Raw genomic sequence first — 25,792 nt, 5'->3', positions numbered from 1 at the left:
TCGGAACCGGCGGGCGTCTACCCATCAAACCAAGTATGGAGGCCCGAACCCCATGACGATCCGCCGCACGATTCGAATCATTCTGCTTGTTGCCACCTTTGTACTGCTAACCGCCGGCATCGCGCAGGCTCAGGAGCCGATCATGCCGGAACCGCCGCGCTGGGTTCCCGGCGTGTGGACCAACCCGGACTGGCTGACGGTCGATTTCCACCGCGTGCGCGCGGTCATTAACGACCAGCTCGCCACCACCAGCATCGACCTGCAGTTCACCAATACCGGCGAGGGGCTGGCCGAAGGCACGTTCGTCTTCCCGCTGCCGGATAACGCCGCGGTCGACCGCCTGACCATGATCATCGACGGCGAGGCGTACGAGGCCAAGATCCTCTCCGCCACCGAGGCGCGCCAGATCTATGACGAAATCGTGCGCCAGTACCGCGACCCCGCGCTGCTCGAATACATCGGCACCCAGGCCATTCAGGCCAACGTCTTCCCGATCCCGCCGGGCGAAACGCGCCGCATCCAGATCGACTATTCGCAGCTGCTGCCGGTCGACAACGGCCTGATCAAGTACCTCTACCCGCTGACGACCACCCGCCTTGTCGAGCAGTTGTCGCTGTCGGTCGAGGTGACCGGCCAGACCCCGATCGGAACGGTGTATTCGCCGTCGCATCAAATCGCCATCAGCCGCGAGAGCGATACGTCCTTCCGCGCCGGCTTCGAGATGACCGACGCCGTCGCCGACAACGACTTCACACTGTACTACGGCGTGGACGCCACCGAGATCAGCGTCAGCCTGCTCACCTTCAAGGAGAGCGCCGCGGCCGACGGCTTCTTCCTGCTGCTGGTTCAGCCGCCGCTGCGCGTGGACGCCGACGCCATCCAGCCCAAGGACATCGTGCTGGTGATCGACCAGTCCGGCTCGATGCAGGGCGAGAAGTGGACGCAGGCGCAGGCCGCCGCCCGCTACGTGCTCGAAAACCTCAACCCCGAGGATCGCTTCAACGTGGTCGTGTTCAGCACCGGCGTGCGTACCTACGCCAGCGGCCTGCAGAGCGAGGATAATGCGTCTGACGCCGCCGCGTGGATCGACAGCCTGTACGCCGAGGGCGGCACCGACATCAACGCCGGCCTGCTCACCGCGCTCGACATGGTGCAGGAACGCCCCGCGACAATCCTGTTCCTGACCGACGGCGTGCCGACCGAAGGCATCACCGAGGTCGACTCGATCCTCGCCAACGCGGCAGACGCCGCCAAGCCCAACGCCCGCATCTTCAGCTTCGGCGTCGGCGACGACGTCAACACGCTGCTGCTGGATGCCATCGTGCGCGACTTCAAAGGCGCCGGCACGTACGTCCGCCCGTCGATGCGCATCGACGAGTCGATGGCGAGCCTGTACAACAAGATCAGCGCGCCGGTGCTGAGCGACATCGCGATCGACTTCGGCGGCGTGCAGACCGAGGTGCAGTACCCGGCCGAGGTCGCCGACCTGTTCGCCGGCGAACAGATTGCCATCGTGGGCCGTTACCGCAACGGGCAGGACAACGTCACGATCTCGCTGAGCGGCGCCGTGCGCGGCGAGCCGACCACCTTCGTCTATGACGACCTCAGCTTCCGCGAGAACGCCGGCGGCGACGCCTTCATCGCCCGGCTGTGGGCGCAGCGCCGTATCGCCGACCTGCTCAACACCATCCGCCTCAACGGCGAGTCGAGCGAACTGGTCGACAGCGTCGTCAGTCTGAGCGTGCGCTACGGCATCATCACGCCGTATACCAGCTTCCTGATCGAGGAAGACGACATCCTGACGCAGCAGGGCCGCCGGATGGCCATGGAAGAGGCCGAGATGGCGATGGAGGATGCCTTCTCCGACGTGACCGGTGCTGGCGCCGTCAACCGCGCCGCCGACTTGGGCGCGATGTCGCAGGCGGCTGCTCCCGCCCCGATGCAGACCATGACGCCGGCCGGTACCCAGATGGCTCCGGGTGAAGGTCAGGACGCGGACGGCAGCTTCGGCAACGAGTTCCGAGACACCAATGCCCTGACGACCGTCGGCGACAAGACCTTCATCCAGATCGACGGCGTGTGGACGGATACGGCGTTCGAGCCGGACACGATGACCACCGAGAAGGTCGAGTTCTTGAGCGACGCGTACTTCGATCTGCTCGACGCGATGCCCGAGCTGGCCGACTACTTCGCGCTGGGCGAGCAGGTGATCGTCGTGCTCGACGGCGTCGCCTACGAAGTCACGGCGGAGTAAGAGACCAGTTTCAGCAGTCAGAAGGCAGTGAAAGCCCCGGTTGCGAACGCGCCGGGGCTTTTGAGTGGAGTGGGCGAGAGCGCGGCGATATCTATACCATAACAATCCAACTTCGATTGACTGGACATGTGATTAGCAGTACCGTTTGCGTAGACCGCAGAGTCAGGGGCGTGTGCTCATGCGCAAGATGCTGTCGGGTGTGCTTGGGGTGTTGATTCTTGTCGCCGTCGCGGGGGGGGTAACAGCGCGCAGCGCGTGACCGGCACCCAGCCGCCGCCCGCTGGCCCCGAGGGTTTCCGGGGTGTCTTCCCGCCGACGGACACCGCACAATCCCCGCCGCCCCGCACCGCGACGCCCACTGCCACGCCAACCCCGGATTATGTCAGCGGCCCGCAGACGATTCCTTCCAATTTGCGCATCATGGGCAACACGTACGCGGTGATCCCTGCCGGGGACTTTCAGGCGCTGAAGGCGGCCGTTGACTTCTCCAGTTACAACGTCCCCCACCTGCTCTTCACGATTTATCTGGAGGCTGGCGACTACGTATTCACCGAGACGCTGGTCGTCCTCGGTCAGATCGCGATCTATGGCCGCGGCTACACGGAAACGAAGCTCAAATACTCGGGTTCCTTCAACGGGATGTTCACGTTGGTTGGGCCGAGCCTCCTGCTCGACAGTGTAGGAATCCACAAGGGGCGCACCAGCACCGTCGGGGCGGGCGTGTGGGTTCAAGGCGCCAATTCCCACTTGACCGTTACGAACAGTCGGTTCAAGGACAATGTCGCGGACGAGTATGGCGGCGCAATCTACTTGGGCAACGGCAGCCTCACCATACGAAACTCCGTGTTTAAGGACAATGGTGCGTACCGAGGCGGAGCGATTTACAACACGTCCGCGGTCACGGACGCTATTGACGCGCGCGACATCGATTTTGTCGACAACGTGGGAGGTGACGCTGGCGCCGTCCTGTACAACGCCGTAGATCCACAAACGCGCAGTACAGGTCTTCTTTACGTGCAGTACAGCAATTTCCAGACAAGCACATCAGCAGCTACGATCAAGGTGCGCAAGCACATCTACGCGCCGGATACGTCGCCAAGCGTGTTCGCAAAATTCAGCTACTGGATCAGCCCGAAAGTCGACAACAGCCCAAACCTGTACGGCGTCAAGACGGGCGATCAGGCGACCGTGCCGTTGGTTATGGTGACCGACACGCCGGAGCCTCTGCCGATACTGACCGCATACAACGTGTTCGTCGAAGGCCCGTGGTCACCGGAAGAGAAGTTAGCCATCGAAAACGGCGTCATCAAGACTGGTCAGGCGCTCCAACTTCAGTTCGGTGGCGCGTCACCCGCAGACGCATTCCGCCGGGTCATGATCGCGCCGAACCGTAAACAGATCGTGTTTTTGAAAGTGACTGAGAACGGCCCCTTCTGCGATACGACTTCGTTTCATACGGTCTCTGGAGAATACACGTATCAAGCCCGCATCGTGTGCTTTGCCGACAATCAGATAAGCGAATACACCGCCGTTCATGAACTCGGCCACGTCTTCAGTGGACGGATGGGCGGGCAGGTGTCGGGGACAGACACATACTTCGGCCTGTTCGACAATCTCCCACTCACAACTACACCCGGAGTATTGGGCCCGCTATTGGATAGTGCTGGCTTCATCGTAATGGGAAGACGCAACTTCGACCCAACAGAAGTTCCTCCAGTCGCGGCTACCGTATCAGATTGGACCCGTGGTGGAAGGGGCTGGGGCAGTGCAGCAGTTACTCCGCCGGTGGTTCCATGCGCATTTCAACAGAACTCCTTTGTAGTTGACGACTGGATAGTACGCGCATTTACCCCAACACCAGCACCGGCCGCCACCTCAGAGTCTGCAGAAACTGTACTCATCCGTGAAATTGAAGAAGCATCGTCGGATATGTTTCTGAACTGGGTGTATCGCAAGTTGGGTGCCGGTGGTTTCGTAAACTTGGATTGGCGAAGCGTGTCGATCCCACCTGACAACTGTCTGACAGGCGCCCCAACGGATATTAGCGACTCTGGAGACGCGCGCTTCCGTCTAATGGAAACGGTTGTACTGACGCGCGTTCTAACTCAGATTCCTCCGATGACGTCGACACCATAGGTATCAGAACATGAGACTTTGCCTAGTACGCACACACACTCTGGCGTTGCTTTTGATCGTCGTTACCTCACTAGCGGATCCTGTTGTCAGTCAGGAAATACGCATTCAGCCCGTCGTAACAAACAATTTGACTTGGTCGCAGGACGGTCGCGTCGTCATAACTGCAGATAGCCGAGGTGTTGTTTCGATAATAGATGCGCTTCAAGGCAAATCCGTGGCCACTGTATCGATCGATGGGGATAGCACCATAAGAGTTGCCGCGAACGCGGAGGGAAGCACTGTTGCGGCGGCCAGCACAAGAGATCGCACCCTCTATCTACTTGAATCCTTCGCAGACGGAACACTCCGAGAAATCGACTCCGACACAATTGACGGTGCCGGTGGCCCAATCGTTGTCGAGTGGAGTGCGCCAACAAACGATATCATCGCTCTCGCACTTGGCATTGACGGCGCAAATGAGGTCAACCGCTGGCGCGTGGACAACAATACTCTGGTCCGTAATGAACCTGTTACGTTCGCAGGGGCATACGATCTAGACGCTAGCTCTGACGGACGGATAGCAATTGCTGATCTTCGATATGTCGAGGTACACGACTTAACCAGTGAAACGACTGCGCCGTTACGTTTCAACGCATTTGGCGTGGACGTTGCGTGGAGCCCTGACAATACACAGATCGCCGAAGTGTTCTATTCCGTATTCAACGCCAGTGAGCTAGATGGAACTATTCGCATCATTGACTTGGACTCAGTGGAGGTAAGGCCAGTTATTCAGTACCGCGAAGAAGGGATTGGAAGTCTAGCGTGGCTTCCTGAGGGTCGGCATCTGCTTGCCGACCTAGCCTCTGGTCGTGTTCTTGTCATCGACACCCAGACCGGCGAGATTGTCAACACATTGAATCTTCCGCGACTGGGCGGACGATGGTTGATGGATGTCAGCCCCTACGGCGGCCGGATTGTGCTTGGCAGCGCGGCCCCGGCCGGGATCGAGCCGGCAGGCGGCATGCCAGTCTCACCCGGTGTCGAGATCATTCCCGGCACGCCGCTCCTCTTTGTCGTGCCCCTCCCGACGCTGGAGGCGCTTTCAGGTGTGCTGGAACGCTGCGGCATGGATTCCCCGACCCGTGCGCAGATCGACACGGTATCTGCGCCTGACGCCATCCCCGCCTTCATCGCGCAGGTCGAGGCGCTGCCGGAGGGCGCGATCCCGCCGGCGTGCAAGGCCGATCTGCTGGCCGTGGCGCGGGCGGTGGTCGAAGCAGGGGAAAGGTGAATGGGGCAAGGGGAAAGGAAGAAGCCCCAGATGGGAACGTCCACCACAATCCGTGGCGGTGTGGTAGGGACGCCATTCATGGCGTCCGCGAGGCAAGTGGTCAGCACCATAAGGCCGAGTAGTCGCGCCTCAGCCCTTTTCCCTTTGCCCTTACACCATCCCCCTTGCCACCTAGTCCCAGCGGTCGTAGTTGTCGGTGTGGCGCGGGCGCCGGAAGGCGCGAATCAGCACCGCCGAGAACACGAGGATCAGCACGAACAGCGTGCATCCGGCGGGGTTCGCGGCGCCATAGTCGACAAACGGCTCGATCAGCGCCCAGAGGAAGTTCCACAGCACCGTCACGAGCGAGTCGACCTGCGACTCGGTCTGGGCAAGGAAGGGAACGAAGGGCGGGTACATGGGGTCTTTCACTCACCGGCTATTGAACGCCTACCCTCATTCTAATGGGGATCGCGCCGAAATCCGGTTCGCAGCCGCTCCAAGCCCCGAGTCATTGGGGCAAGTCCGACGCTCCGCTGGCTACACGCGCCGCACGTATTCGATCAGTAAGAAGCCGTCGTCGAGGCGCTCGCCTTCCTTCACGAATCCGTGCCTCTCGTAGAAGCGGTGGTTGCGCGTGGCATAACCGGGCGTGTCGAGCGTCCACTTTTTGGCAGGATACGTCGCCGCGATGTACTGCATAGCCGCCGACCCGACCCCCCGATTGTGGTAGTCCGGATGCACGTACAGCACGCCGAGGTGGTACACGCCCTCGCCGCGATTGAACACGTTGAATCCGCCGGCGATCTGACCGTCGACCACGATCTTGTAGTAGTCGCCCAACTGCATCATCTCGAGCGTGACATCCAGCGAGTCGTATCCGGGCGGCCCGCCCAATTCGACGCCGGGGTAATACGTCGCGTCGGAGTGGAACGCGGCGATCTGCACGCGCACCAGTGTTTCGAGGTCGTCGGGCGTGGCGCGTTCGATGATGACGGTCATGTCGGGTTGCCTTCGATGAGCAGGAACATCTGCACATGGCCTGCACGGTACAATGCGCGTGCGTATAGTAGCGCGGAGCGTGCATTTATGCCCCTGAATATCACCGAACACGGCTTCATCTCAGGAGACGGGGAGTTCTCCTACTACTGGAAGGCGCGCACGCTGTGGAAGCACGCCGAGTCGATGCCGGTCGAACAGGTCGCGCTCGACAGCTTCGACTGGACGAACGAGAACTTCCGCTGCAATTCGCTCAGTTCGCCGCCGCTGTGGCGTGACATCGGCGACCACGCCCGCCGCATCCTCGCGGCCGACCTGCAGTATCCGATCATCATCAGCGCCGAGGGCGAGGTGATGGACGGCATGCACCGCATTTTGAAGTGCTATGTATTTGGCCTGCCGACGGTTAGCGCCGTCCGTTTCACCGTCAATCCTAAGCCGGACGACGTCGCTGCACGCTAACCAGCGGAATAATCGGCGTCGGGGGCGGGTTCGCCAGCATAGACGAGCACAATCTTCTCTCGCGGTACGCCGCGCTGGAGCAGCGCATCGACAAGCGGTCGATCGGTCTGATCGTCTTCGATGACCACGACATCTCCGACGACACGCGCCAGCACCACCACACCCGCCGGCCAGCGCACGCGTGGGTGATCGACGGCGGTCACGGCATACGTGCGGCGTTCGTCGTCGTAGACTGGAAGCAGTCGCACATTGCCACCGCGTCCGCTGCCTGCGTACTTGCCGACTTCTTCCCGGACGATGTTCACCAGCGGATCCACTGTCGCACCTCCTCGTGTTCCAAGTCGACCACTATGAGGTTGATCTTGGTCTCTCGAATGGCGGCGTCTAGCACCGGTCGTTTCAAGAGCGTCTCGAAGACGGTCATAGGCACGGCCAAGAAAAGCGTCCCCTCGACGGCATTAAATAACATAGCTTCCCGATACACGATGTACTGACCGATCGCACCGTACAACTCATCGAGCGCCGTACGGGTCTCAGGAAAGCATTTGACTTCTACGACAATGATACTCGACAATGGTTCCGTGGTACGTACCAGCCGTAGATCGGCAAATACAAAGCCCCGGGTAATGTCAATGCGCAGCGCGAAACTCTGGTCGGTGACGCGGTAGCCTCCGCGGTTCAATGCGCGAATAACTTGTGGTTCGCAGTAGTCGATTGCCGGCATGCCGACTACACCGCCCGCACCTGATACATGCCAGCGTCGGCGAAACCGCGCTTGCGGTAATACCCTCGCGTGCCGACGGCGCTGATCACGGCGAGGCGCGTGTATCCGGCCGCGCGCGCGATCTCCACCGCGCGTTCGAGCAGCGCCGTGCCGAGTCCGCTGTGCTGCGCGCGTCCCTCAGCCGTCTCGCCGATGCCGAGCGCCTGCCCGTACACGTGTACCTCGCGTACGATCGCCGCGCCGGCAAGCGCCGGCACCAGTGGCGGCAGCGCCGGATCGATCAGCGCCAGGCGCAGGAATCCGGCGATCTCGCGCCCCGTCGTGATGTACTGCAAGAAGCGCTCCTCGCCGGCCTGAGTCGGGTAGGTCAGTTCGTCCAGCGTCAGCTCGCCCGACTGCACGGCGCTAAAGCGCACCTCGCGGGCGCGGATGTCCGGGCTGCGCAGCCCCTGCGCCTCCAAGTGCCGCTCGACCACCTGCCGGAAGTTGGTCAGCTTGTTGCCGTCGACGATGTCGGTGCCGGGGATGTCGCGGATCACCCGCGTCAGCCGGCAGTATTCCGGCGTCGCCATGAAGCACGCGCTCAGCACGCGCAGCAGTTCGTCGTGGGTATAGGGCTGCCAGTCGCCGCGTTGATAGACCTGCATCAGCTCGGCGCTCTCGATCAGCGAGCACGGGTAGACCTTAAGCTCGTCAGGGCAGAAGTCGGGGTCGTTGAACATGCGGACATAATCGGCGATGTCCGCGTCCGGATCGCTGCCGTACAGGTTGGGCATCCAGTGGGCGTGGATCTTGAAGCCGGCCCGCCGCAGCAGCGCCACTGCCCGCCGTGTCGCTGCGACGTCGTGCCCGCGCTTGTTGACGCGCAGGACGTGGTCGTTCAGGCTCTGGAATCCGATCTGCACCTTCGTGCAGCCCAAGCGGCGGATGCGCACGACCTCGGCTTCGTCGATGTGATCGGGCCGCGTCTCGACGACCAGCCCGACGCACCGGCATGGCGCCGTCTCGTTGCGCGTGTGCGCGGCGTCCAGCTCGTCCCACGTGGCGAACTCGTCCACGACGGTGCGCTCGCGATCGCCCGCGCCGATCATGCCGGCTAGTTCGCGGCTGCGCGTCATCTCGTCGTGATACACGGCCTGCACCGCCTGATTGTAGCTTTGCGACAACTCGGCGCCGTACAACGTGACGTTGGCCGTGTTGCGCGCGGGATGCAGCTGCGACGCTTCCGCCAGCAGGTCGCGCACCTCGGCGCTGCGGTCGATTCCGTCGCCAAAGTCATGCAGCGCGTCGAAAATGCGCGCGATGAACCAGATCTGATACGTCTCCGGGTAGAACGACCACGTCCCGCCCAACACGATCACTTCGATCTTGTCGGTCGGGTGGCCGATCTGCGCGTACTGCGTCAGCCGCGACATCGTCTGCAAGTACGGGTCGAAGGCGTTCTGCTCGGCGCGCTGGGCCCCCGGCTCGTCGCTCAGGTAGCTCTTGGGCATGCGCACGTCGTTGGGGCAGAAGATGCACGTGCCGGGGCACGGGAACGGCTTTGTCAGCACGGTCACCGGCGTGACGCCGCTGCTGGTGCGCACCGGCTTGAGCTGCAAGCGCAGCAGCGCGTCGTCGGAGTACGGCGGAAGACCGTCCTGCCCGGCAAACGCGCGGAAGGCGGCGATCAGGTCGCTGCGCTTGTACAAGCCGCCGTCTGGCATGGGATGGCGTTTCACGAGCACATTGAGATCGTGTGCGGAGAGCGGCTCAGGCGCGATCAATACCTCGCGGACGATGGCCGTCAGCGGGGCGCGGTGCGACTCGAGGTCAAGCGGGGGGCGGGGTCGGCGTGCCATGCGGCTAGTGTATCAGATGAGCGGAATGGGGTAAGGGGAGAGGGGAAACAAACGCCCCCAACGGGTTTCGCTGAGGGCGTTCGTGTGGTTGGAGTGCGGTCTGCTTAGAGGCCATTTGAAAAGGTCAGGGTGAGGCGGCAAGGCGGCGAAGCATGAGGCGGATGCTGGAGACATAGAGCATCGCTTCACTGCTGGACAAGAAGTACTCGTAATCCTTGCTGAGACGGCGGCTGTTGCCGAGCCAGCTGAACGTTCGTTCCACCACCCAGCGCCGCGCAAGCGGCACGAAGCCCGTGTCCGGACGCAGCACGATGTCGACCGTCACGCCGCAGACCTGTCTTGCCCAGGTGACAAACTGACCCCGATATCCTCCGTCTGCCCACAGCCGCTTGAGCCGTGGAAAGCGAGCGATGTTCTGCATCAACAGGTGCTTAGCCGCATCGCGGTCCTGCACATCCGCCTCCAACACCATCGCCTTCAGCAGCAGCCCCTGCGTGTCCACCAGAAGATGCCGCTTGCGACCCTTCACCTGCTTGCCCGCGTCGTAACCTCTTATCCCCCTTTTTCGCCGGTTTTCACCGATTGGCTGTCCAGGATCGCGCCGCTGGCCAGCGGATGACGGCCACTGCGCTGGCGGCTACGGGCGCGCAGGGCCGCGTTCATCCGCTCCCAGGTGCCATTCTGGCGCCAGCTATTGAAGTAGTGGTAGACCGTGCCTTTGGGCGGAAACTCCCCCGGCAGCATGCTCCACTGACAGCCGGTTCTCAGCACGTAGAAGATGGCATTCAGCACCGCGCGCATATCGGCGCTGCGCGGGCGTCCGCCGGATTTCGCCGTCGGAATGTACTCTTTCAGCACCTCCCACTCGGCATCGGTCAGGTCACTGGCATATCGTTTTGTGCTCATCCTCCCAGCATAACTCGCCCGCCCTGCTTTTCAAACGGCCTCTTAGTTCGGGCAGCTCGACAGAGGAGAAGTATCGTCCACGTTACTGGTGTTCATCGCGTTCGTCGGTCCACCACTTCCCCAGTAGTTACTCCTAGCGTTGAAGTTGCGAGAGCTGTAGATCGCATCATCGCCTGTTCCCGGCGCGTCGTTGCCGTTGAAGCAGCTGGTGTTAATGCTGTTATTGTTGGCCGTGTTGTAAAGGACACCGCCATCGCCCGACGCAGTATTGTTCGTGAACATACTGGTGGTTATGGTCAGATCGTCGTCAGTGAAGATGACTCCACCGTCGTCGCTAGCCGTATTACTTGTGAACGTGCTGTTGGACACGGTGAGATTGTCGGTATTGGCGATGGCTCCACCGTCGTTATTGGCGTGATTGCCGGTAAACGTGCTGTTGGAGATGGTCAGCGTGCCGTCATTAAAGATTGCCCCGCCTTGATCGTCGGTCGTGTTGTTCGTAAACGACGTGCCCGTAATGGTGACCGTGCCGTTGTTGATATAGAGCGCGCCGCCTTTGTCGCCAGTGCTGCTGTTGGACGAGAAAGTGGTACCGGTGATCGAGACCGTGCCGCTGTGGACGTAGATCGCGCCACCATCCTCGTCGACACTGTTGGACGAGAAGGTTCCGCCCGTAATCGTGAGCGACCCGCTGCTGTGGATTGCGCCGCCCTGATCGGCGCTGTTGTTGTTCAGTGTGACGTTGGTCAGGGTAAGCGAGCCACTGCTGATGATGGCGCCGCCGTCATTGCCAGTACCCATGCTGGCGTTGCGGATCATCAAGGACTCGAGCGTCAGTGATCCAGCCCCCGCAACGTTGAAGATACGGAGGTTGGCCCCGGTGTTACGTTCCAGTATCGCGCCGTTACCCTTGACCGTGATCGGCGTCGTGATCTGCGGTAAGGCCGTGCTGCCGGATCCGGATGCGAAGCTGTACGTGCTGCCTGCCGCAAGACAGATCGTCTCGTGTGAACCGCTGGTGGAATTCGCCGAGTTGACCGCGGCCGTGAAGGCGGCAATGTCCCCAGTTGCAATCGTATAGTTGCAGCCGTCAACAGTCGGAGTCAGCGTAGGCGTGTTGGTCGGCGGGACCGGCGTGTTGGTGTTGGTCGGCGGGACCGGCGTATTCGTGTTGGTCGGCGGGACCGGTGTATTGGTCGCAGGCGGAACCGGTGTCTCGGTCGGCTCAGGTGTTTCGGTGGGTTCTGGTGGCTCCGGTGTATCGGTGCTTGCGGGCGGCGCGGGCGTATTCGTCTTCGTCGGCGTAACCGGCGTGCTGGTGCTGCCGCCTCCGCCGCCTCCGCCACCACCGCCACCGCCGCCGCTGCTGGTAGGGGCGGTCGTCGGGCCACCGCTCGTGCTCTCTTCAGTTGGGGTCAGCGTGGGCTGCGTGGTGGGTGGGACACTGCTGGGCGCAGGCGTACCGCCGGGCCCGCCAGAACCTGCGTCGGCGACGCTTACGAGCGCGCTGTTGATGTTTTCAAACGAGTTTGAGACGCTGCTGCCCAAAATCGCCAGCGTAGCGATCGTGACGATTCCGACCAGCACGAGGATCAGAGCGTATTCGACAAGCCCTTGGCCGCGCGGCGCGCGGTCGGGTGACCTATTGGCACGATTGAACTGCGTGCGACGAGAACGGCGGGGGTGACGCTGGATCATGGTTGCTACCTCAGGCTTGTCAGGCTTTGGCCTGACCCCTCATAAGGTGAGGGTTACCCTACACGCCAGCGGTCACTACGAGCATTTCCAATGCCCGACGGACAGACGGTTATCTGCTGCCGCCAAAGGTTATATTGGGCTTGCGTCGGCCGCGAACGTACCGAACTGCACCGATTTCGCCTCAGTATAGCACCATGGTACCAAAACACAATGAAGAACAACAATTGTATATCAATTGTTACAACCCGCCGGTTCAGCAGACACGACATAACCGGGGAAATCCCGGTGAGTGGGTCTGCTAGTGCGTATTCAGACGCTTGATTCTAGTTAAGTGCTGCGTGAAATACCGGTTGTCGAAGTGTTTGCGCACGGGGAGCGTGCCGGGGCCTTCACGTGGAACGACAAACGCCCCCAACAGGTTTCGTTGAGGGCGTTTGGGTGGCTAGAGTGCCAATCGGTCAGTTCGGGCAGCTTGATAAACGGGGGTCATCATCCACGTTATTGCTGTTTATCGAGCCGGGCGCTCCGCTTCCACCCCACCAGTTGTCTTCTGCGTCGAAGTTGCGCGAGCTGTAGATTGCATCGTTAGAGCCCCCAGCATTGTTTCCACTGAAGCAGCTGTTGTTGATGCGGTTGTTGTTGGCGGTATTGTGAACGGCACCCCCGTCGTCCGACGCATTATTGCCGGTGAACGTGCTGCTGGTTATGGTGAAACGATCGGCGTTGGCGATGGCGCCGCCGTCGTCGCTGGCGTTGTTGCCGGTGAACGTGCTGGCAGAGACCGTAAGCGTGCCGGCGTTGTAGATGGCCGCGCCGCGAGACGCGGTCGTGTTATTCGTGAGTGATGTGCCCGTGATGGTGACGTCGCCATTGTTGATGTAGATGGCGCCGCCGTCGTCACCGCTGTTGCTGTTGGACGAGAAGGTCGCGCCCGAAATGGTGATTGTGCCGTTGTTGATGTAGATCGCGCCGCCGTCGTTACCGCTGTTGCTGTTGGACGAGAACGTGGTGCCCGTGATCGAGATCGTGCCGCTGTTGACGTAGATCGCGCCGCCGTGCTCGTTGACGTTGTTGGATGAGAAGGACCCGCCGGTGATCGTGAGCGTTCCGCCGGTGGTATAGATCGCGCCGCCTCGTTCGGCACTGTTCGTGCTGAACGTGACGCTGGTCAACACGAGCGTGCCGCTGTTGTAGATCGCGCCGCCGTTGTTGCTGCTGCCTGCCGTGCCGTTGCGCAGTGTCAAGGACTCGAGCGTCAGCGACCCAGCCCCTGCGACGTTGAAGATACGGATGGTAGCTCCCGTGGTGCGTTCCAGCGTAGCGCCGTTGCCTTTGACCGTAATCGGTGACGTAATCTGCGGCAGCGCCGTGCTGCTTGAACCGGTAGTGAAGCCGTAGGTGCTGCCTGCAGCAAGGCAGATCGTTTCGTGCGAACCGCCAGTGGTGTTTGCCGAGTTCACCGCGCTTACGAAGGCGGCGGTATCCCCTGCTGCAATCGAGTAGTCGCATCCCGCTGGCAGAGGGGTTGGCGACGGCGTATTGGTTGGCGGGGCCGGCGTGTTGGTGTTAGTTGGCGGGGCCGGCGTATTGGTGTTGGTCGGTGGCACCGGCGTGTTGGTCGCTGGTGGCTCCGGCGTTTCGGTTGGTTCGGGTGTTTCGGTCGGTTCAGGCGGCTCCGGCGTTTCGGTGCTGGAGGGCGGCTCGGGCGTGTCCGTGCTGCCACCCCCACCACCTCCGCCTCCTCCGCCGCCGCCGCCGCCGGAGCTGGTCGCGCTCGGAACGGGCGACGCGACGGTGGGTGCGGTCGTCGGGGAGCCGCTTGTGCTTTCTTCGGTCGGTGTCAAGGTGGGCTGTGTCGTGGGGGGGACACTACTTGGCCCCGGCGTCCCGCCGGGTCCGCCAGAGCCTGCGTCGGCAATGCTGACTGAAAGCGCGTTGTTGACCTGATCGAACGAGTTCGAAACACTAGTGCCCAAAATGGCAAGCGTGCCGACGGCGACGATGGCCACCAGCACGAGGATCAGCGCGTATTCGACAAGCCCCTGGCCGTGCGGTTCCACACGTCCGGGACCTCGGCTGTTTGGAGGGTGTTCGGGTGGGGGATTGCTAGAGTGATCGCGTGTCATGATTGCATCCCATTTGGTAGGTTGATAACGTGTCCGGTTCCCTCATAAGGCGAGGGGGGCCGGCATGCCAGCAGCCCATACCAGCAACAACAACGCAATCGGTTAACGAGCAATCATTGCCACTTATGATCGGGTATGTATTGGCCGCAAGGCACCAAATCTCAGTGATTGATCGCAGTATAGCACCGCAGTACCGCGTAACCATTAAGAAAGAATTGAGTTGTTTCGGGTTCCAAACGTTGTGGCGTGTTGGTTTTCGGTGGCAGGTGGTCGTCATTGTCGCTTTCAGCGATGCGACGCAGGACCAATGGTTGCGTGGGAATGAGTGCGGTATGAAACGGGAGGACAACACATGCGAAAGGCCCGCATCGCACGAGAACCTACGGAGAAGCCCGACGCGATACCACGCTATAATGGCTCAAAACGGATTCCACGAGGCGCGCAATGACGGACGCACCCGCGCTCAAACTCTATACAGCGGCCGACCTGTGGGCACTGTCTCACAGCGCCGACTATGACTCTGCCCGCCTCGAACTGGACGAAGGGGAATTGATCGTCATGTCGCCAGCGGGAGGAGAACACGGCGCGACAGCGATGACAATTGGCGCGATGATCCACGCATTCGTCCGGCAGCACCGCCTCGGCCATGTGACCGCCGCGGAGACCGGCTACATCCTCGGCCAGTCGGCGGACGGGCGCGACACCGTGCGCGCGCCGGATGTCGGGTTTGTCCGCGCCGACCGGCTTCCGGTCCTGCCATCCGGATTCATCCCGTTGGCCCCCGACCTCGCCGTAGAGGTCGTCTCCCCGACTGACACCGCGCAGGACGTACAGCACAAAATCGACCAGTACCTGAGCTATGGCACCACGCAGGTGTGGGTCGTGTACCCCGCGCTAAGGCAAGTGGTGGTTCACACCCGTGCGGGATCGCACACGCTGACCGCCGCAGACACTCTCACCGCCGGCGACCTTTTGCCGGGGTTCGCCCTGCCGCTGGGCGAGGTGTTTGGGGGGTAGGAGTTAGTCTTCAGAGGAGGTCGATTTCGGCGGGTGAACGTCCGCTGCAATCCAACTTCGTCGTGCGCGCACAGAGCGATTGCGATTCATACGAAGCCGATCTACCGTTGCACGCCCGGTTGGCGTACGTCCGGCCACGATCAGGCCAGCGTGGAGCCATTCGAAATGTTCGTGCCAGTTCTGGATTCGTGGATTGAAAAGTAGCACAACCTCGCCGGTCGTGGGATCAGTTCCGTTTACGGCGATCCACTTGCTGCCATTGCACGCCGCACACGCTGCACAGAGATTATCGTAGATGTCACCGCGTGATGGATCAATGTGATCGACGTGCAGTGCTTGTCCACTGACAGACTCGCAGCAGCGGCAGTATTCACAGCAATAGTCCGCGCGCTCAAGCACGCGACGACGGAGCGCGTTTGGGATTCGTCCCATCCTACGAGGCGAGGAGCTTCGAAGTTACGGTAATTCCGCGCCGCGACAACAGCATCGCTGCTTCGGCGCGCCGCACCATGAGTCGATCAGCGCGCTCAATGAGTACTTCTGTTTCGGCACGCTCGTCGTCGGTCAGGTCGCCTTTGCGTTCCAAGAGATCGCCAAGCCGCGCCTCGACATCTTGCGGCAGTCGCTCGCGTGCAATCGTCCACAGCGCGTCATTCGAGAGATAGCGCAGCGCTGCGAGTTCAGCTTCTTCCGACTCCGGAAGGGCCGGACCACCGGTATCCAGCGCCTGTAGAAGCTCGGCAATCAGTACATCCTGCACCCTTTGGTTGCCAACCGTTGCCATTTGCTCAGCGCGGGAATAGACCGATTCGGGAACATCAAGGGTAACTGAACGTGTTGTCATCGCACTGCTGATCCTGCTGGGCCAACACCATGATTGTACATCAACACGCGTTTGGTGCTCCCCTCACCCGCGCCTTGCCCTGATTCCTGACGCCTGCACACTGACCCCTGATTCCTGATTCCTGACGACTTCCCCGCAATTCTCACACACGGGAACCAAAACCCGCATATAATCGTCTCATCTGGTACTCATCGGAAATCCGAGATCGTAGTAAGGAGACGGCCCGCTATGCCGCGCACCGCCACCCGCTTCATCATCACGTGTCTGCTTCTGATCGCCGTTGTCCCCGTATTGGCGCAAGGCGACCGACCCGATCCGACACCCGCGGCCCCGAAGAACACCACCGTGCAGGGCGACCGGCCTGAGCCGACGCCGGCCACCAGCAAGGGCACTGGGACGACCAACCCGACTGGACCCACCGGCCCCGGCGGCCCGACCTCCAACACCGGCGTTATCCGCCAGTGGGCGATGGAAGCGGCCGCCAGCACCGAGTACACCAGCACGGGCTGGAGCGCCGATCAAGCCCTCGGTGCGCCGGATAGCCGCGGCTGCGCCGATCAAGAGACGGCGTGGGCTTCGCTTGAACCGAACGATGGCGAGTACCTCGTCGTGCGCTTCGAGCAGTTTGTCCTGCCGACGCAGATCAACGTGCATGTCGTACTCAACACCGGCACGATCGCCGGCCTGCTCGTCGCCAACTCCAACTTCACCGACCGGTTCGTCCCGGTGCCGGCCAGCGCCGAGGGGCCCGGCTCGCCCTGCCCGAACATCCACAGCGTGAACGTCACCGGCATCGACTTCGCCATCGACAGCGTGATTGTCGTGGTCGATCAGGCCGCGTCCGGCAACTGGACGGAAATCGACGCCGTAGAACTGGTGGGTGTCCCGGTCGATCCCAGCCAGATCACGCCGCCGCCGGCGACCACCCCCGTCCCGACCCAACCGCCTGCCGCCATACAGGGCCTAAACGTCACGTGCCCCGACGGCGTCGCGTTCACCAACGGCGTCGAAGTCGTGGTCAACATGCGGCCCGGCTTCAGCTACACCGCGACCGCCATCGGTGTCGGCGACTTCGACCCGATCATCGCCGTCTCGGACGAAAACGGCAACATCCTATGCAACGACGACGATGCGAATGGCGCCAACTACATCGCCAACCTGCCCACCACCGGCCCGATCGGACCGTCGAACCGCACGGCACACAAGCCGTTCACATACAGCGGCAGCCAGCTCGGCAACATCAGCTTTATCGTCGGCAGCTTCGGCAGCACGGCAGGCGAGTTCGTCCTGCTGATCGAGGGCCTTGCCGTGACCCGCGCTGACGGCAGCGGCGAAGGCGCCGGCGATCCGTTCCTCATCAACGTCACCCCCAACATGGTCGCCTCGGGCGTCGACTACACGTCGTACATGATCGCTGTGACCAACGCGCTCGACACCATGATCACCGCCGTAGATGCCGACAATCTCATCATTCGCCTGCCGGACGGCACGGCTGTCGTCTGCGACGACGCGGGCACGACCAACTGCTTCGGCCTGAGCGAAAACCTGACGCCGTACTACGTCAGCCGCGAAAACGGGCGCACGCTCGGCGGCGGCCGCTACGACTCGATGCTGCATATCCCGAACAACACGTTCACGGTCGAGCGCGGCGGCATCATCAACTATCGATTCACCAGCAGCAGCCAGAGCACCGTCGGCGACTACGTGGCCGCCTTCCACTTCGGCACCACCGCCGGACAGTAGTACCTCACCTCTCGACCCTCTCTCCAGACCTTCGGCGCTCCCTGCGGTCGTGGTCATGGAGAGGGGGGGTGAGGTAGGAGTCGGGGTACGGGGCAGCGCCCCGACGCCGGTTAGCCCTGCACGGCGGGAATCAGCGTGCCATCCTGTCCTGAGATCGGCATACCGCGCCACTGGCGGAACGTAAGCGCGACGACACGTGCGAAGACGTGCGGGGCGAACAGGGTAGTCGGCGGCGCGGCGAGGTTGAGCACCTTGATGAACGTGAGCGTGAGCAGTTCGTCGTTGAACGAGACCCGAGCGTACTGGTCGACGTAACGTTGGATCAGCCGTGCGGCGAAGCCGGGCCGGTCGCCTTCGGTGCCGGGAAAGCGCAGGTCTTCGCCGGTTGCCAGCACCCACGCGTTAGCGAGCGTTTTGGCGATTTGCTTCTGGAACACGCCGGCAAATCCGGTCAGGTCGGCCGTGCCGTGCTTGCGGAGAACCGCGTCAAGCTCGCGCGCTTCGAGCGCCGCAACTGTGATGCCCTGCCCGTAGATCGGATTGAAGGAGCAGACCGCATCGCCCATCGCGACAAACCCTTCCGGCCGGCGGGCGAGCTGATCGTAGTGCCGCAGGCGGCTGCCTTCGATGCGATAGCCGACAATCCCGCTGGTCGGCTCGGCACGTGCGATCGCTTCGGCAATCGTGGGCGAGGGCAGCTTGCGGGCGAACGCCATGAAGCCTTCCTCGTCGGTAGGCGGATACTCCTTGTTCAGCCCGCCCAGCGAGACCATCCATTCGCCGTGGCCGACGTCGAAGATCGCCGCGCCGCGCGGATTGCCTTCGGCGCTGCGGGCGTTGATGAACAGCACGGTCCAATCGGGGGCGTCGGCAGGTTTTTTGTACATGCGCGTCGCATACCCGACATGCGACTTGACCGCCGTCTCGCGCGGGGCATCATATCCGAGCGCGGTGAGCCACTCCGGCGCTTTACTGCCGCGCCCGCTGCAGTCGACAACAAGATCGGCGCTGTGCTGTTCGACATCCTGCGTGCCGCGCACCGAGACATCGATGCCGGTAACGCGCGATTTGTCGTCGGTGGCGACCAGCCCGCGCACGTCGCGGCCGGTGAGGAACGACACGTTGGGGCGTGTGCCGACGTGCTGGCGGATACGGTGTTCAAGCTCGACACGCCGGATCATGTTGGTCTGAATCTTGCTGTCGAACCGCTTGATCCACCCACCGGGGGTAAAGTAGCACGTATCACGGCACCACGTGAAGCGCGGCGCGCCGCTTTCGGTCAATTCGTCGGACAGGCCGGGGAAGAACTCCTCAAGCAGATGCTGGCCCTGTACCAGCAAGGCGTGGACGTGCCGCGCCTGCGGCACACCTCCCCGAATGTCCGGCCCGTCGGGCAGCGTGTCACGTTCGACCACCACCACCCGGTCGAAATGATCTGACAGCACGCGTGCGGCCAACAGCCCGGCCATGCTCGCCCCGATGACGATCGCCGTCTTCTCTGCCATGATCCGCTCCTCATCGCCGATCAGTATCACGCCTGCCCACAATGATCGTAGCACGGCTTACAGTTCGGCGCGCAGCGGTCTGGCCTGCACAAGGGGTTTGCACCCCTTGACCACGTTACTGCGGATAAGGGAGTCCAGAGGGCGAAAGCCTTCTGGCGGGGTGTGGGGCAGCGCCCCAACATGCTACGCCGGCGACCAACTGCGGCGGTTGACCTCTGCGCGGGAGCGCACTTCGGCGATGGACTCGTCACTGACGGCGCGCTCAAAGCTGCGGAACCCGGCGAGCTTGAAGCCGTGCCGTTTGGCGATGGCGGCAATCTCGTCGGCCTGCTCGGCGCTGATGTCCTTGCCGATGGTGTAGTCCTCGAAGCGGCCTTCGAGCGCCAACGCGATAGTCTCTGCCATGCAGGCGTACGCTTTGCCCGGCGGGAAGCCGAAGTCGAAACCAAAATCGACCGGCCCCGGCACGTCGATCATGCCGCCTTCGATCACCAGCACATCGTCGCGCACGGCGGCGACCTGCTTGGAGACGTCGCGCGGGCGGGCGACATCGCAGACGACGGCCCCGGGCTTGAGGTGCTGCGGCTCGATCACGGCGTGAACAGCGCTGGTCACGGTCAGGATCAGGTCGGCGGGGTAGATCGCGTGCATGTCGGTGCTGACACGCACCGCTCCCGGCCCTACGCACCGCTCGGCCACGGCGCGCAGGGCGTCCTCACGCCGGCCGACGAGGATCAGCTCGCCGGCGGTGCGGGCGATGATCTCCGCGCACGTTTTGCCGATGGCGCCGGTCGCGCCGACGACCGCGACGGTCGAATGGGCGATGTCGTGCCCCATGACCCGGCCCGCGTCGTTGAGCGCCTCGACGGCGACGGCGATGGTGTAGCTGTCGCCGGTCGTGACTGGAATCTCGAGCCGGTCGGCGATGGTGCGGCCTGCGTCGCCGACGACCGACGTGAACGCCCCCAGCCCGAGCAGTTTGGCGCCCAATGACTCGGCCATGTGGCCGCACGCGACAATCTTCTTGTAGACGGCTTCGACAGGCAGGGCGAGCATCGTTGGCGGGGTATACGGTGCGGCGATCAGCCACCCGCGCACGGCTTTGCCGGTGTCTGCGCTGACGATCCCGCGCATTTCGCTGAGGTAGACCGGCGGGAAGAAGCGCGAGAAGAAGTTGATCTGCCGTTCGGTCAGAATCTTGCCCAACAGCGGATACTTGCGTTCGACATCACGCTTGATCTGGATGGGATGAATGATGAACGCGAACGTGTCTTCCATAGTCCCCCCCGGGCGGTGAACGCATTGTAGCACGCATCTATTGCACGTCGGCCTTGAGGAGCGCCGAAACTGGTACACTGTGCATCATAGGTGCAGGACCGTTGTTCACAGGACCGCGCCCCGAGCAGATCATCAGGACATCTCATGCGCATCCGACCCGCGACACCCGCCGACTATCCTGCAATCGCCTCGATCATGACCGGCAACCGCCCCGATCAGCCGGTCAGCGCCGAGGGGCTGGCGCGCCAAGACGCCGCCCGTGGGGCGGGTCTCCTGCACGCGGTGCTCGTAGCCGAGGATGGCGGGCAAGTGGTCGGTTATGCGTCCTACACGCAGTACGCCGATAGCCTCGACCCGCGCACGGTACGCGTGGCCGTTGGCGTGCATACCGGCACCCGCCGGCAGGGGATTGGCGCGGCGCTCTACGACGCGCTGCTCGAACGCGCGCGCCGACAGCCTATCGAGTGGTTCAAGATGCGCATCCGGGCCGACCAGTTCGCCGGGCTGCACTTTGCGGCGCGGCGCGGCTTCGTCGAGTACGGGCGGCGGATCGAGGCGCGCCTGCCGCTGGCCGACTTCGAACCGGCGGCGTATCCCGATCCGGACTCGTTGATGGACGAGCAGGGATTGTCGCTCCTGTCTATCGCTCAATACGCCACGACGCCGGAGCGAGAGCACGCGCTGCACGATCTCAAGTGGGAGATCGAGCAGGACATCCCGATTCCCGAACCGGTCACCAACATCACGTTCGAGGACTTTCGCGCGCAGGTTCTGTTCGCCTCGGAATTCCTGCGCGAGGGATCGTTCGTGGCGGTCGACGGCGAGCGCCCGGTCGGCATGCTGCTGACCTTCTCTGCCGGGAAAGGCGATCTGGACATCGACCTGACCGGTACCGCCCGCGACTATCGCCGGCGCGGAATCGCATTCGCGCTCAAGCTCAAGGGGACGACGTGGGCTAAGAACGCAGGGCTGCGCGTCGCCATGGTGGCCAACGACCTCAGCAATATCGGCATGCTGGCGATCAACAATCGACTCGGATATCAACGACTGCCGTCGATCGTCTTGCTCAAACGCCGAATTTGAATCCAAATTTGACAACAAAATCAAAAATCGTCGTATCCTTACAACGTGCATGACAAACCTCCGGGCACCCAAACCCGCGTCATGCACTGCCGGCTGTCATGAGGGAACGGCCGGCAGTACCCCATGAGGGAGGGAGAAACAATGCGTACCACTTTGTTCCGCCTTATCATTTGTGCTGCCCTGCTGGCGCTGGCCCTGCCGGTCGTCGCGCAGGAAGGCCCGCCGCCGCTGCCCGGCGAACCGGTCGTCATGGAACTTGGCGCGCCGCGCGGCATCGCGTTTGATGCCGACGGCAACCTGCTCGTCGCCGATGCCGGCACGGGTGGCGAAGTCGAAATGACGATGGCCGGCCCCGAAGGTGAGGCGGTCACGGGACTTGGCTTGACCGGCCGGATCGTTTCAGTGGCACCGGACGGTACCGTTGGCGACCGGATCGCTGGCTTCCCGAGCTATAAGGGCGCGATGGAAACGTTGGGCCTGTACCGTGCTATTCCGAATGGCGACTCGCTGTGGGTCATCTTCAGTGGTGCCGGTCCGTCGACCAATGGCGCGTTCTGGATGGACTCTGTCGTTGAGCTCAACGCCGAGACACTGGCCGTCAAGACGATCATCAACCTCAACGATTTCGAGGTGAATAACGATCCGGACGGCAATGGCTACGACAGCAATGTCGCCGACATCGCGTGGACGGCGGACGGCACCCTGCTGATCGTCGACGCCGGCATGAACGCGCTGCTGGCGTGGACCGAAGCTGACGGGCTCAGCACTGTCGCGGCATGGCCGGACAACAGCGTGCCGACCAGCGTTGAGGTCGCCGAGAACGGCGACGTCTACGTCGGGTTCCTCGGTGAAGGCATCGCCCCCGGCGCTGGCAAGGTCGAGCGCTGGTCCGGCGGTGAGCTGGCCGAGACGTTCGCCGGGCTGACCGGCGTCACCGACATCCTGCTCGCCGGCGACGCGCTGTATGCCGTGCAGTTGTTCGAGATGGGTGCCGAAGGCCCCGGCCCGGGCAGTGTTGTACGCGTATCGGCGGACGGCGCGGAAGTCGTCGTGGGCGGCTTGCTTGCCCCGTTCGGCATCGCCATGGGCCCGGACGGCGCGCTGTACGTCAGCTTCGGCACGATCGCCTTCTTTGAAGGCGCGCCTGCCGGTGTCGTCCGCGTCCCGATGATGTAGGCTCTTTCACCCGCAACCAGACCTCACCCTCACCCCGCTGCCAACGGAAGAGCGCGGTGGGGGTGAGGCCAACACCACCCATGAAACGACTTCTCATCGTCCTGATCAGCGTGTGTGTACTCAGCGCGTGCGGTACGCATGCACAAGTTCGCAGCGTATCGACGGTTACCCCGACAGCCACCGCATCGCAGACCGCGACGTCGACCGCGACGCCGACGCACACGCCGACTGCAACCCCAACCACGCCGCCAACCGCCACCGCGACGCAGACCGACACGCCGTCGCCTGCCCCGACCGACTCAGCCGCCGAACCGACCGCGCCTCCGGCGCTGTCGTTGGAAGGGGACCCGGTGCGCGGCGAGCAGTTGTTCCGCGTGGGAGACAACAGCGCGCCGCCGTGCATCTCCTGCCACGCGCTAGCAGAGTCACGCTTCGGCCTCGGCCCGGCCATGATCGATGTCCAAACGCGCGTGTCCAGCCGCCGGCCCGGAACGCCTGCAAACGTCTACTTGTATCAGAGCATCACCGACCCGTGGCAGTACATCGTGCCGGGCTACCGCAACATCATGCCGGGCGTGTACTTCGAACTGTACGACGATCAAGACCTCGCCGACCTGATCGCCTTCCTGCTCTCGCGCTGAGCACGCTTTCGCATCGGGGCGCTGCCCCGAACCCCGCCAGAAGGCTTTCGCGCTCTGGCCTCTCTCGCAGTTACGGGGTCAAGGGGTGCTAACCCCTTGTGGAGGTGTGGAGGCGAAGTCTCCGCTGAGCCGCGCAAGGTCAGTACGCACGAAGTGGCCCGGGGCGGCTTCAGCCGCTATGCTTGAACAGGATACCGTGGGGAGGATACCGGCATGAGTGACGACAGCCCGACCGAGCGCGCGTTTAACTACACCGCGTTGTGGTCCGCCATCGAGAAGGAAGCAGCGCGCGGTTTGATTGCGTATATGTCGCGGCGCGAGTTTATGAAGTCGATGGGCGCCGGCGCGGCGTTGGCGGCGCTCGCTCCGCTGAGCCTGACCCATGCGCGCGCTGCACAGGCCGGGTCTGCCGCCGAAGTTGAGGCCTTTCCCAACGGCGTCGCCAGCGGCGATGTGACGCAGACGACGGCCGTGTTGTGGGCGCGCTGCACCCAGACCGGCGTTGTAACGTTCACCGTCAGCGCGGCGGGCGAGTTTGCCGAGCCCCAGCAGACGGCGCTGGCCGACGTGACCGACCCGCTCAAGCCGGCCAAAGTCGAGATCACCGGGCTGACGCCGGGCACGCCGTATACGTTCTTCGTCACTGCGCCTGACGGCGAGGCCACGATGAACGGAGCGTTCCGCACCGCGGCTCCGGCGGGGGAACAGCGCGGTCTGCGCTTCGGTGTCAGCGGCGACAACCGCGGCGAGCTGCGCCCGTTCGTGGCCCTGCGCAACGTCCCCGAACGCGACCTTGCCTTCTTCGTCGCGCTTGGCGACACGATCTATGCCGACTATCCGAGTGTCGATGTCACGCTGGAGCAGTGCGTCACGCTTGAGGACTACCGGCGCAAGCATGCGGAGATCTATACGCCACGCCACGGCCACAACGTGTGGCGCGATATTCGCCAGTCTGTCCCGATATTGGCGCAGATTGACGATCACGAGGTAATCAACGACTTTGCCGGCGGGGCGGCCCCTGAAACCGACCCGCGCTTCGCCGACGATCCGGCCGGGCGCATCAGCGAATCGGTGCTGTACGTGAACGGCTTACAGGCGTTCGCGGAGTACCACCCGATCGTCGACACCGTCTGGGAGGGGACCGGCGAGCCGCGCATGGACGGCAAGCCCAAGCTGTACCGCTACCACACCTACGGCAGCGACGCCGCCGTGTTCATGATCGATGCGCGCTCGTTTCGCGATGACTCGATCGACAGCCTGTCTACGCTAAGCATCTTCAACACTAACGCCGTGCGTGAGCACCGCGCGCAGTTCTGGACGGAGGGGCGTACCATGCTCGGCCGGCCGCAGGTCGAACAGCTCAAAGCCGACTTGAAGCGCGCACAGGCCGATGGGATCGTGTGGAAGTTCGTCATGCTGCCGGAGCCCGCGGCGCTGGCCGGTTGGTTCGGCGGCAACGACCGCTGGGAAGGCTACGCGCCGGAGCGCAACGAGGTCCTGCGCTTCATCGGGGACGAGGGCATCACGAATGTGGTTCTCGTCGCGGCCGATGTCCATACCACGTTCATCAATCAGCTCACCACGCAGGACGAGGCAGATGCCCCGATGGAGCCGTCGCCGGTGTGGGAGATCAGCACCGGATCGATCGCGTTCTATCCGCCTACGGGTCAGGCGCTGGTCGACGGGGCGGCGCAGTTCAACCTGATCGACAGCGAGTTGTTGGGCCGATACCGTGCCGGTGGCCTGCGCGAGAAGGACGCGGTACTGGTCGAGTTGTACGACCGCTTCGTGGCCGACTTGCAGGGGCTGCCGCATATCGGCCTCGGTGCCGCTGCCGCCGAACTGGTCGACGGTTTGCCGATCAGTGGTCACAGTTACGGCTGGACGGAGTTCGAGATCGACGCGGCGACGTCCGCGCTCACCGTCACGACCTACGGCATCCCGTCGTACAGCGCCGAAACGCTGCGCGACGATCTCGACGGCGTACTTGCGCGACAGCCTACGGTATTGAGCATCGTGAGGGCGCTTCCGGCATAGATTTCCGGCATACGCTTCCGATCACCCTGCCCCGCACCGCCGTCTGCCATTACAATACACGTCCCGGCAGCTT

The 25,792-nt window shown here is 62.9% G+C and carries 21 protein-coding genes and 1 pseudogene; 10 read left to right on the top strand and 12 right to left on the bottom strand.

All coding sequences use genetic code 11. The features are described 5' to 3' along the window. Positions 1-52: 52 nt before the first annotated feature. The 3 genes from IPM16_17560 to IPM16_17550 all read left to right on the top strand — a co-directional run bounded on the left by IPM16_17560 (position 53) and on the right by IPM16_17550 (position 5,660). Positions 53-2,254, top strand: a complete 2,202-nt coding sequence (locus IPM16_17560; GenBank protein ID MBK9124907.1) for a VWA domain-containing protein — start codon at positions 53-55, stop codon at positions 2,252-2,254. Positions 2,255-2,674: 420 nt separating this feature from the next. Continuing rightward, positions 2,675-4,390, top strand: coding sequence for a hypothetical protein (locus IPM16_17555; GenBank protein MBK9124906.1), 1,716 nt, complete (start codon positions 2,675-2,677; stop codon positions 4,388-4,390). Positions 4,391-4,442: 52 nt separating this feature from the next. Then, complete coding sequence (locus tag IPM16_17550) at positions 4,443-5,660, top strand: WD40 repeat domain-containing protein (protein ID MBK9124905.1); 1,218 nt, start codon at positions 4,443-4,445, stop codon at positions 5,658-5,660. 171 nt (positions 5,661-5,831) lie between these two features. On the opposite strand, the gene IPM16_17545 is transcribed toward IPM16_17550, so the two are convergent. Further along, a complete protein-coding gene (locus IPM16_17545; protein ID MBK9124904.1) occupies positions 5,832-6,059 on the bottom strand; it encodes a hypothetical protein in 228 nt (75 codons plus the stop codon). Positions 6,060-6,179: 120 nt separating this feature from the next. Then, positions 6,180-6,641, bottom strand: coding sequence for a GNAT family N-acetyltransferase (locus tag IPM16_17540; GenBank protein ID MBK9124903.1), 462 nt, complete (start codon positions 6,639-6,641; stop codon positions 6,180-6,182). 87 nt (positions 6,642-6,728) lie between these two features. Between IPM16_17540 and IPM16_17535 the strand changes: the two genes are divergently transcribed. Continuing rightward, positions 6,729-7,100 carry a chromosome partitioning protein ParB gene (locus tag IPM16_17535; GenBank protein ID MBK9124902.1) on the top strand — a complete coding sequence of 124 codons (372 nt, stop codon included), beginning with the start codon at positions 6,729-6,731 and terminating at the stop codon, positions 7,098-7,100. Here IPM16_17535 and IPM16_17530 read toward each other — a convergent pair. From IPM16_17530 to IPM16_17505, 6 genes and pseudogenes are all read right to left on the bottom strand, one after another. After that, positions 7,097-7,417 (bottom strand): XisI protein, encoded by a 321-nt coding sequence (locus IPM16_17530; protein ID MBK9124901.1) that lies wholly within the window; start codon positions 7,415-7,417, stop codon positions 7,097-7,099. The genes IPM16_17535 and IPM16_17530 overlap by 4 nt on opposite strands. Beyond that, positions 7,402-7,824 (bottom strand): hypothetical protein, encoded by a 423-nt coding sequence (locus IPM16_17525; protein ID MBK9124900.1) that lies wholly within the window; start codon positions 7,822-7,824, stop codon positions 7,402-7,404. The genes IPM16_17530 and IPM16_17525 overlap by 16 nt, the downstream gene beginning before the upstream one ends. Before the next feature lie 5 nt (positions 7,825-7,829). Then, positions 7,830-9,665 (bottom strand): tRNA uridine(34) 5-carboxymethylaminomethyl modification radical SAM/GNAT enzyme Elp3, encoded by a 1,836-nt coding sequence (locus IPM16_17520; protein ID MBK9124899.1) that lies wholly within the window; start codon positions 9,663-9,665, stop codon positions 7,830-7,832. A gap of 124 nt (positions 9,666-9,789) precedes the next feature. Continuing rightward, positions 9,790-10,571, bottom strand: a pseudogene (locus tag IPM16_17515) (IS5 family transposase). A 42-nt stretch (positions 10,572-10,613) separates the two neighbouring features. Beyond that, a complete protein-coding gene (locus IPM16_17510; GenBank protein ID MBK9124898.1) occupies positions 10,614-12,269 on the bottom strand; it encodes a hypothetical protein in 1,656 nt (551 codons plus the stop codon). A gap of 458 nt (positions 12,270-12,727) precedes the next feature. Further along, positions 12,728-14,329 (bottom strand): hypothetical protein, encoded by a 1,602-nt coding sequence (locus tag IPM16_17505; GenBank protein ID MBK9124897.1) that lies wholly within the window; start codon positions 14,327-14,329, stop codon positions 12,728-12,730. 510 nt (positions 14,330-14,839) lie between these two features. On the opposite strand from IPM16_17505, the gene IPM16_17500 reads away from it, so the two are divergent. Beyond that, positions 14,840-15,412 (top strand): Uma2 family endonuclease, encoded by a 573-nt coding sequence (locus IPM16_17500; protein MBK9124896.1) that lies wholly within the window; start codon positions 14,840-14,842, stop codon positions 15,410-15,412. Positions 15,413-15,415: 3 nt separating this feature from the next. Here the strand turns inward: IPM16_17500 and IPM16_17495 are convergent, their stop codons facing one another. Next, a complete protein-coding gene (locus tag IPM16_17495; protein ID MBK9124895.1) occupies positions 15,416-15,811 on the bottom strand; it encodes an HNH endonuclease in 396 nt (131 codons plus the stop codon). Positions 15,812-15,845: 34 nt separating this feature from the next. Further along, a complete protein-coding gene (locus tag IPM16_17490) occupies positions 15,846-16,256 on the bottom strand; it encodes a hypothetical protein (protein ID MBK9124894.1) in 411 nt (136 codons plus the stop codon). Between the two features lie 228 nt (positions 16,257-16,484). Here IPM16_17490 and IPM16_17485 point away from each other — a divergent pair, with 228 nt between their 5' ends. Next, positions 16,485-17,999: a hypothetical protein gene (locus tag IPM16_17485; GenBank protein ID MBK9124893.1), complete on the top strand. Its 1,515-nt coding sequence runs from the start codon at positions 16,485-16,487 to the stop codon at positions 17,997-17,999. Positions 18,000-18,109: 110 nt separating this feature from the next. Here the strand turns inward: IPM16_17485 and IPM16_17480 are convergent, their stop codons facing one another. Together IPM16_17480 and IPM16_17475 are read right to left on the bottom strand one after the other, a co-directional pair. Then, positions 18,110-19,504 (bottom strand): 2-polyprenyl-6-methoxyphenol hydroxylase-like oxidoreductase, encoded by a 1,395-nt coding sequence (locus IPM16_17480; protein ID MBK9124892.1) that lies wholly within the window; start codon positions 19,502-19,504, stop codon positions 18,110-18,112. A gap of 183 nt (positions 19,505-19,687) precedes the next feature. Next, positions 19,688-20,782 (bottom strand): shikimate dehydrogenase, encoded by a 1,095-nt coding sequence (locus tag IPM16_17475; protein MBK9124891.1) that lies wholly within the window; start codon positions 20,780-20,782, stop codon positions 19,688-19,690. Between the two features lie 144 nt (positions 20,783-20,926). Between IPM16_17475 and IPM16_17470 the strand changes: the two genes are divergently transcribed. From IPM16_17470 to IPM16_17455, 4 genes are all read left to right on the top strand, one after another. Continuing rightward, complete coding sequence (locus tag IPM16_17470; GenBank protein MBK9124890.1) at positions 20,927-21,865, top strand: GNAT family N-acetyltransferase; 939 nt, start codon at positions 20,927-20,929, stop codon at positions 21,863-21,865. 141 nt (positions 21,866-22,006) lie between these two features. After that, on the top strand, positions 22,007-23,041 hold the full coding sequence (locus tag IPM16_17465; protein MBK9124889.1) for a ScyD/ScyE family protein: 1,035 nt from the start codon (positions 22,007-22,009) through the stop codon (positions 23,039-23,041). Positions 23,042-23,121: 80 nt separating this feature from the next. Further along, on the top strand, positions 23,122-23,682 hold the full coding sequence (locus tag IPM16_17460; protein MBK9124888.1) for a hypothetical protein: 561 nt from the start codon (positions 23,122-23,124) through the stop codon (positions 23,680-23,682). 213 nt (positions 23,683-23,895) lie between these two features. Next, positions 23,896-25,719, top strand: a complete 1,824-nt coding sequence (locus tag IPM16_17455; protein MBK9124887.1) for an alkaline phosphatase D family protein — start codon at positions 23,896-23,898, stop codon at positions 25,717-25,719. Positions 25,720-25,792: the final 73 nt, after the last annotated feature.

Origin of the sequence: Candidatus Flexicrinis affinis, assembly GCA_016716525.1 — a bacterium.
Taxonomy (GTDB): Bacteria; Chloroflexota; Anaerolineae; order Aggregatilineales; family Phototrophicaceae; genus Flexicrinis; species Flexicrinis affinis.
This window is presented reverse-complemented; position numbering and strand designations above follow the sequence as displayed.

Excerpts from the sequence above, each read along its gene's own strand:
- IPM16_17560 (MBK9124907.1), top strand. The coding sequence starts at position 53 with ATGACGATCCGCCGCACGATTCGAATCATTCTGCTTGTTGCCACCTTT.
- IPM16_17555 (MBK9124906.1), top strand. The coding sequence starts at position 2,675 with ATGGGCAACACGTACGCGGTGATCCCTGCCGGGGACTTTCAGGCGCTG.
- IPM16_17545 (MBK9124904.1), bottom strand. The coding sequence starts at position 6,059 with ATGTACCCGCCCTTCGTTCCCTTCCTTGCCCAGACCGAGTCGCAGGTC.
- IPM16_17540 (MBK9124903.1), bottom strand. The coding sequence starts at position 6,641 with ATGACCGTCATCATCGAACGCGCCACGCCCGACGACCTCGAAACACTG.
- IPM16_17535 (MBK9124902.1), top strand. The coding sequence starts at position 6,729 with ATGCCCCTGAATATCACCGAACACGGCTTCATCTCAGGAGACGGGGAG.
- IPM16_17525 (MBK9124900.1), bottom strand. The coding sequence starts at position 7,824 with ATGCCGGCAATCGACTACTGCGAACCACAAGTTATTCGCGCATTGAAC.
- IPM16_17520 (MBK9124899.1), bottom strand. The coding sequence starts at position 9,665 with ATGGCACGCCGACCCCGCCCCCCGCTTGACCTCGAGTCGCACCGCGCC.
- IPM16_17510 (MBK9124898.1), bottom strand. The coding sequence starts at position 12,269 with ATGATCCAGCGTCACCCCCGCCGTTCTCGTCGCACGCAGTTCAATCGT.
- IPM16_17500 (MBK9124896.1), top strand. The coding sequence starts at position 14,840 with ATGACGGACGCACCCGCGCTCAAACTCTATACAGCGGCCGACCTGTGG.
- IPM16_17490 (MBK9124894.1), bottom strand. The coding sequence starts at position 16,256 with ATGACAACACGTTCAGTTACCCTTGATGTTCCCGAATCGGTCTATTCC.
- IPM16_17485 (MBK9124893.1), top strand. The coding sequence starts at position 16,485 with ATGCCGCGCACCGCCACCCGCTTCATCATCACGTGTCTGCTTCTGATC.
- IPM16_17480 (MBK9124892.1), bottom strand. The coding sequence starts at position 19,504 with ATGGCAGAGAAGACGGCGATCGTCATCGGGGCGAGCATGGCCGGGCTG.
- IPM16_17475 (MBK9124891.1), bottom strand. The coding sequence starts at position 20,782 with ATGGAAGACACGTTCGCGTTCATCATTCATCCCATCCAGATCAAGCGT.
- IPM16_17470 (MBK9124890.1), top strand. The coding sequence starts at position 20,927 with ATGCGCATCCGACCCGCGACACCCGCCGACTATCCTGCAATCGCCTCG.
- IPM16_17465 (MBK9124889.1), top strand. The coding sequence starts at position 22,007 with ATGCGTACCACTTTGTTCCGCCTTATCATTTGTGCTGCCCTGCTGGCG.
- IPM16_17460 (MBK9124888.1), top strand. The coding sequence starts at position 23,122 with ATGAAACGACTTCTCATCGTCCTGATCAGCGTGTGTGTACTCAGCGCG.
- IPM16_17455 (MBK9124887.1), top strand. The coding sequence starts at position 23,896 with ATGAGTGACGACAGCCCGACCGAGCGCGCGTTTAACTACACCGCGTTG.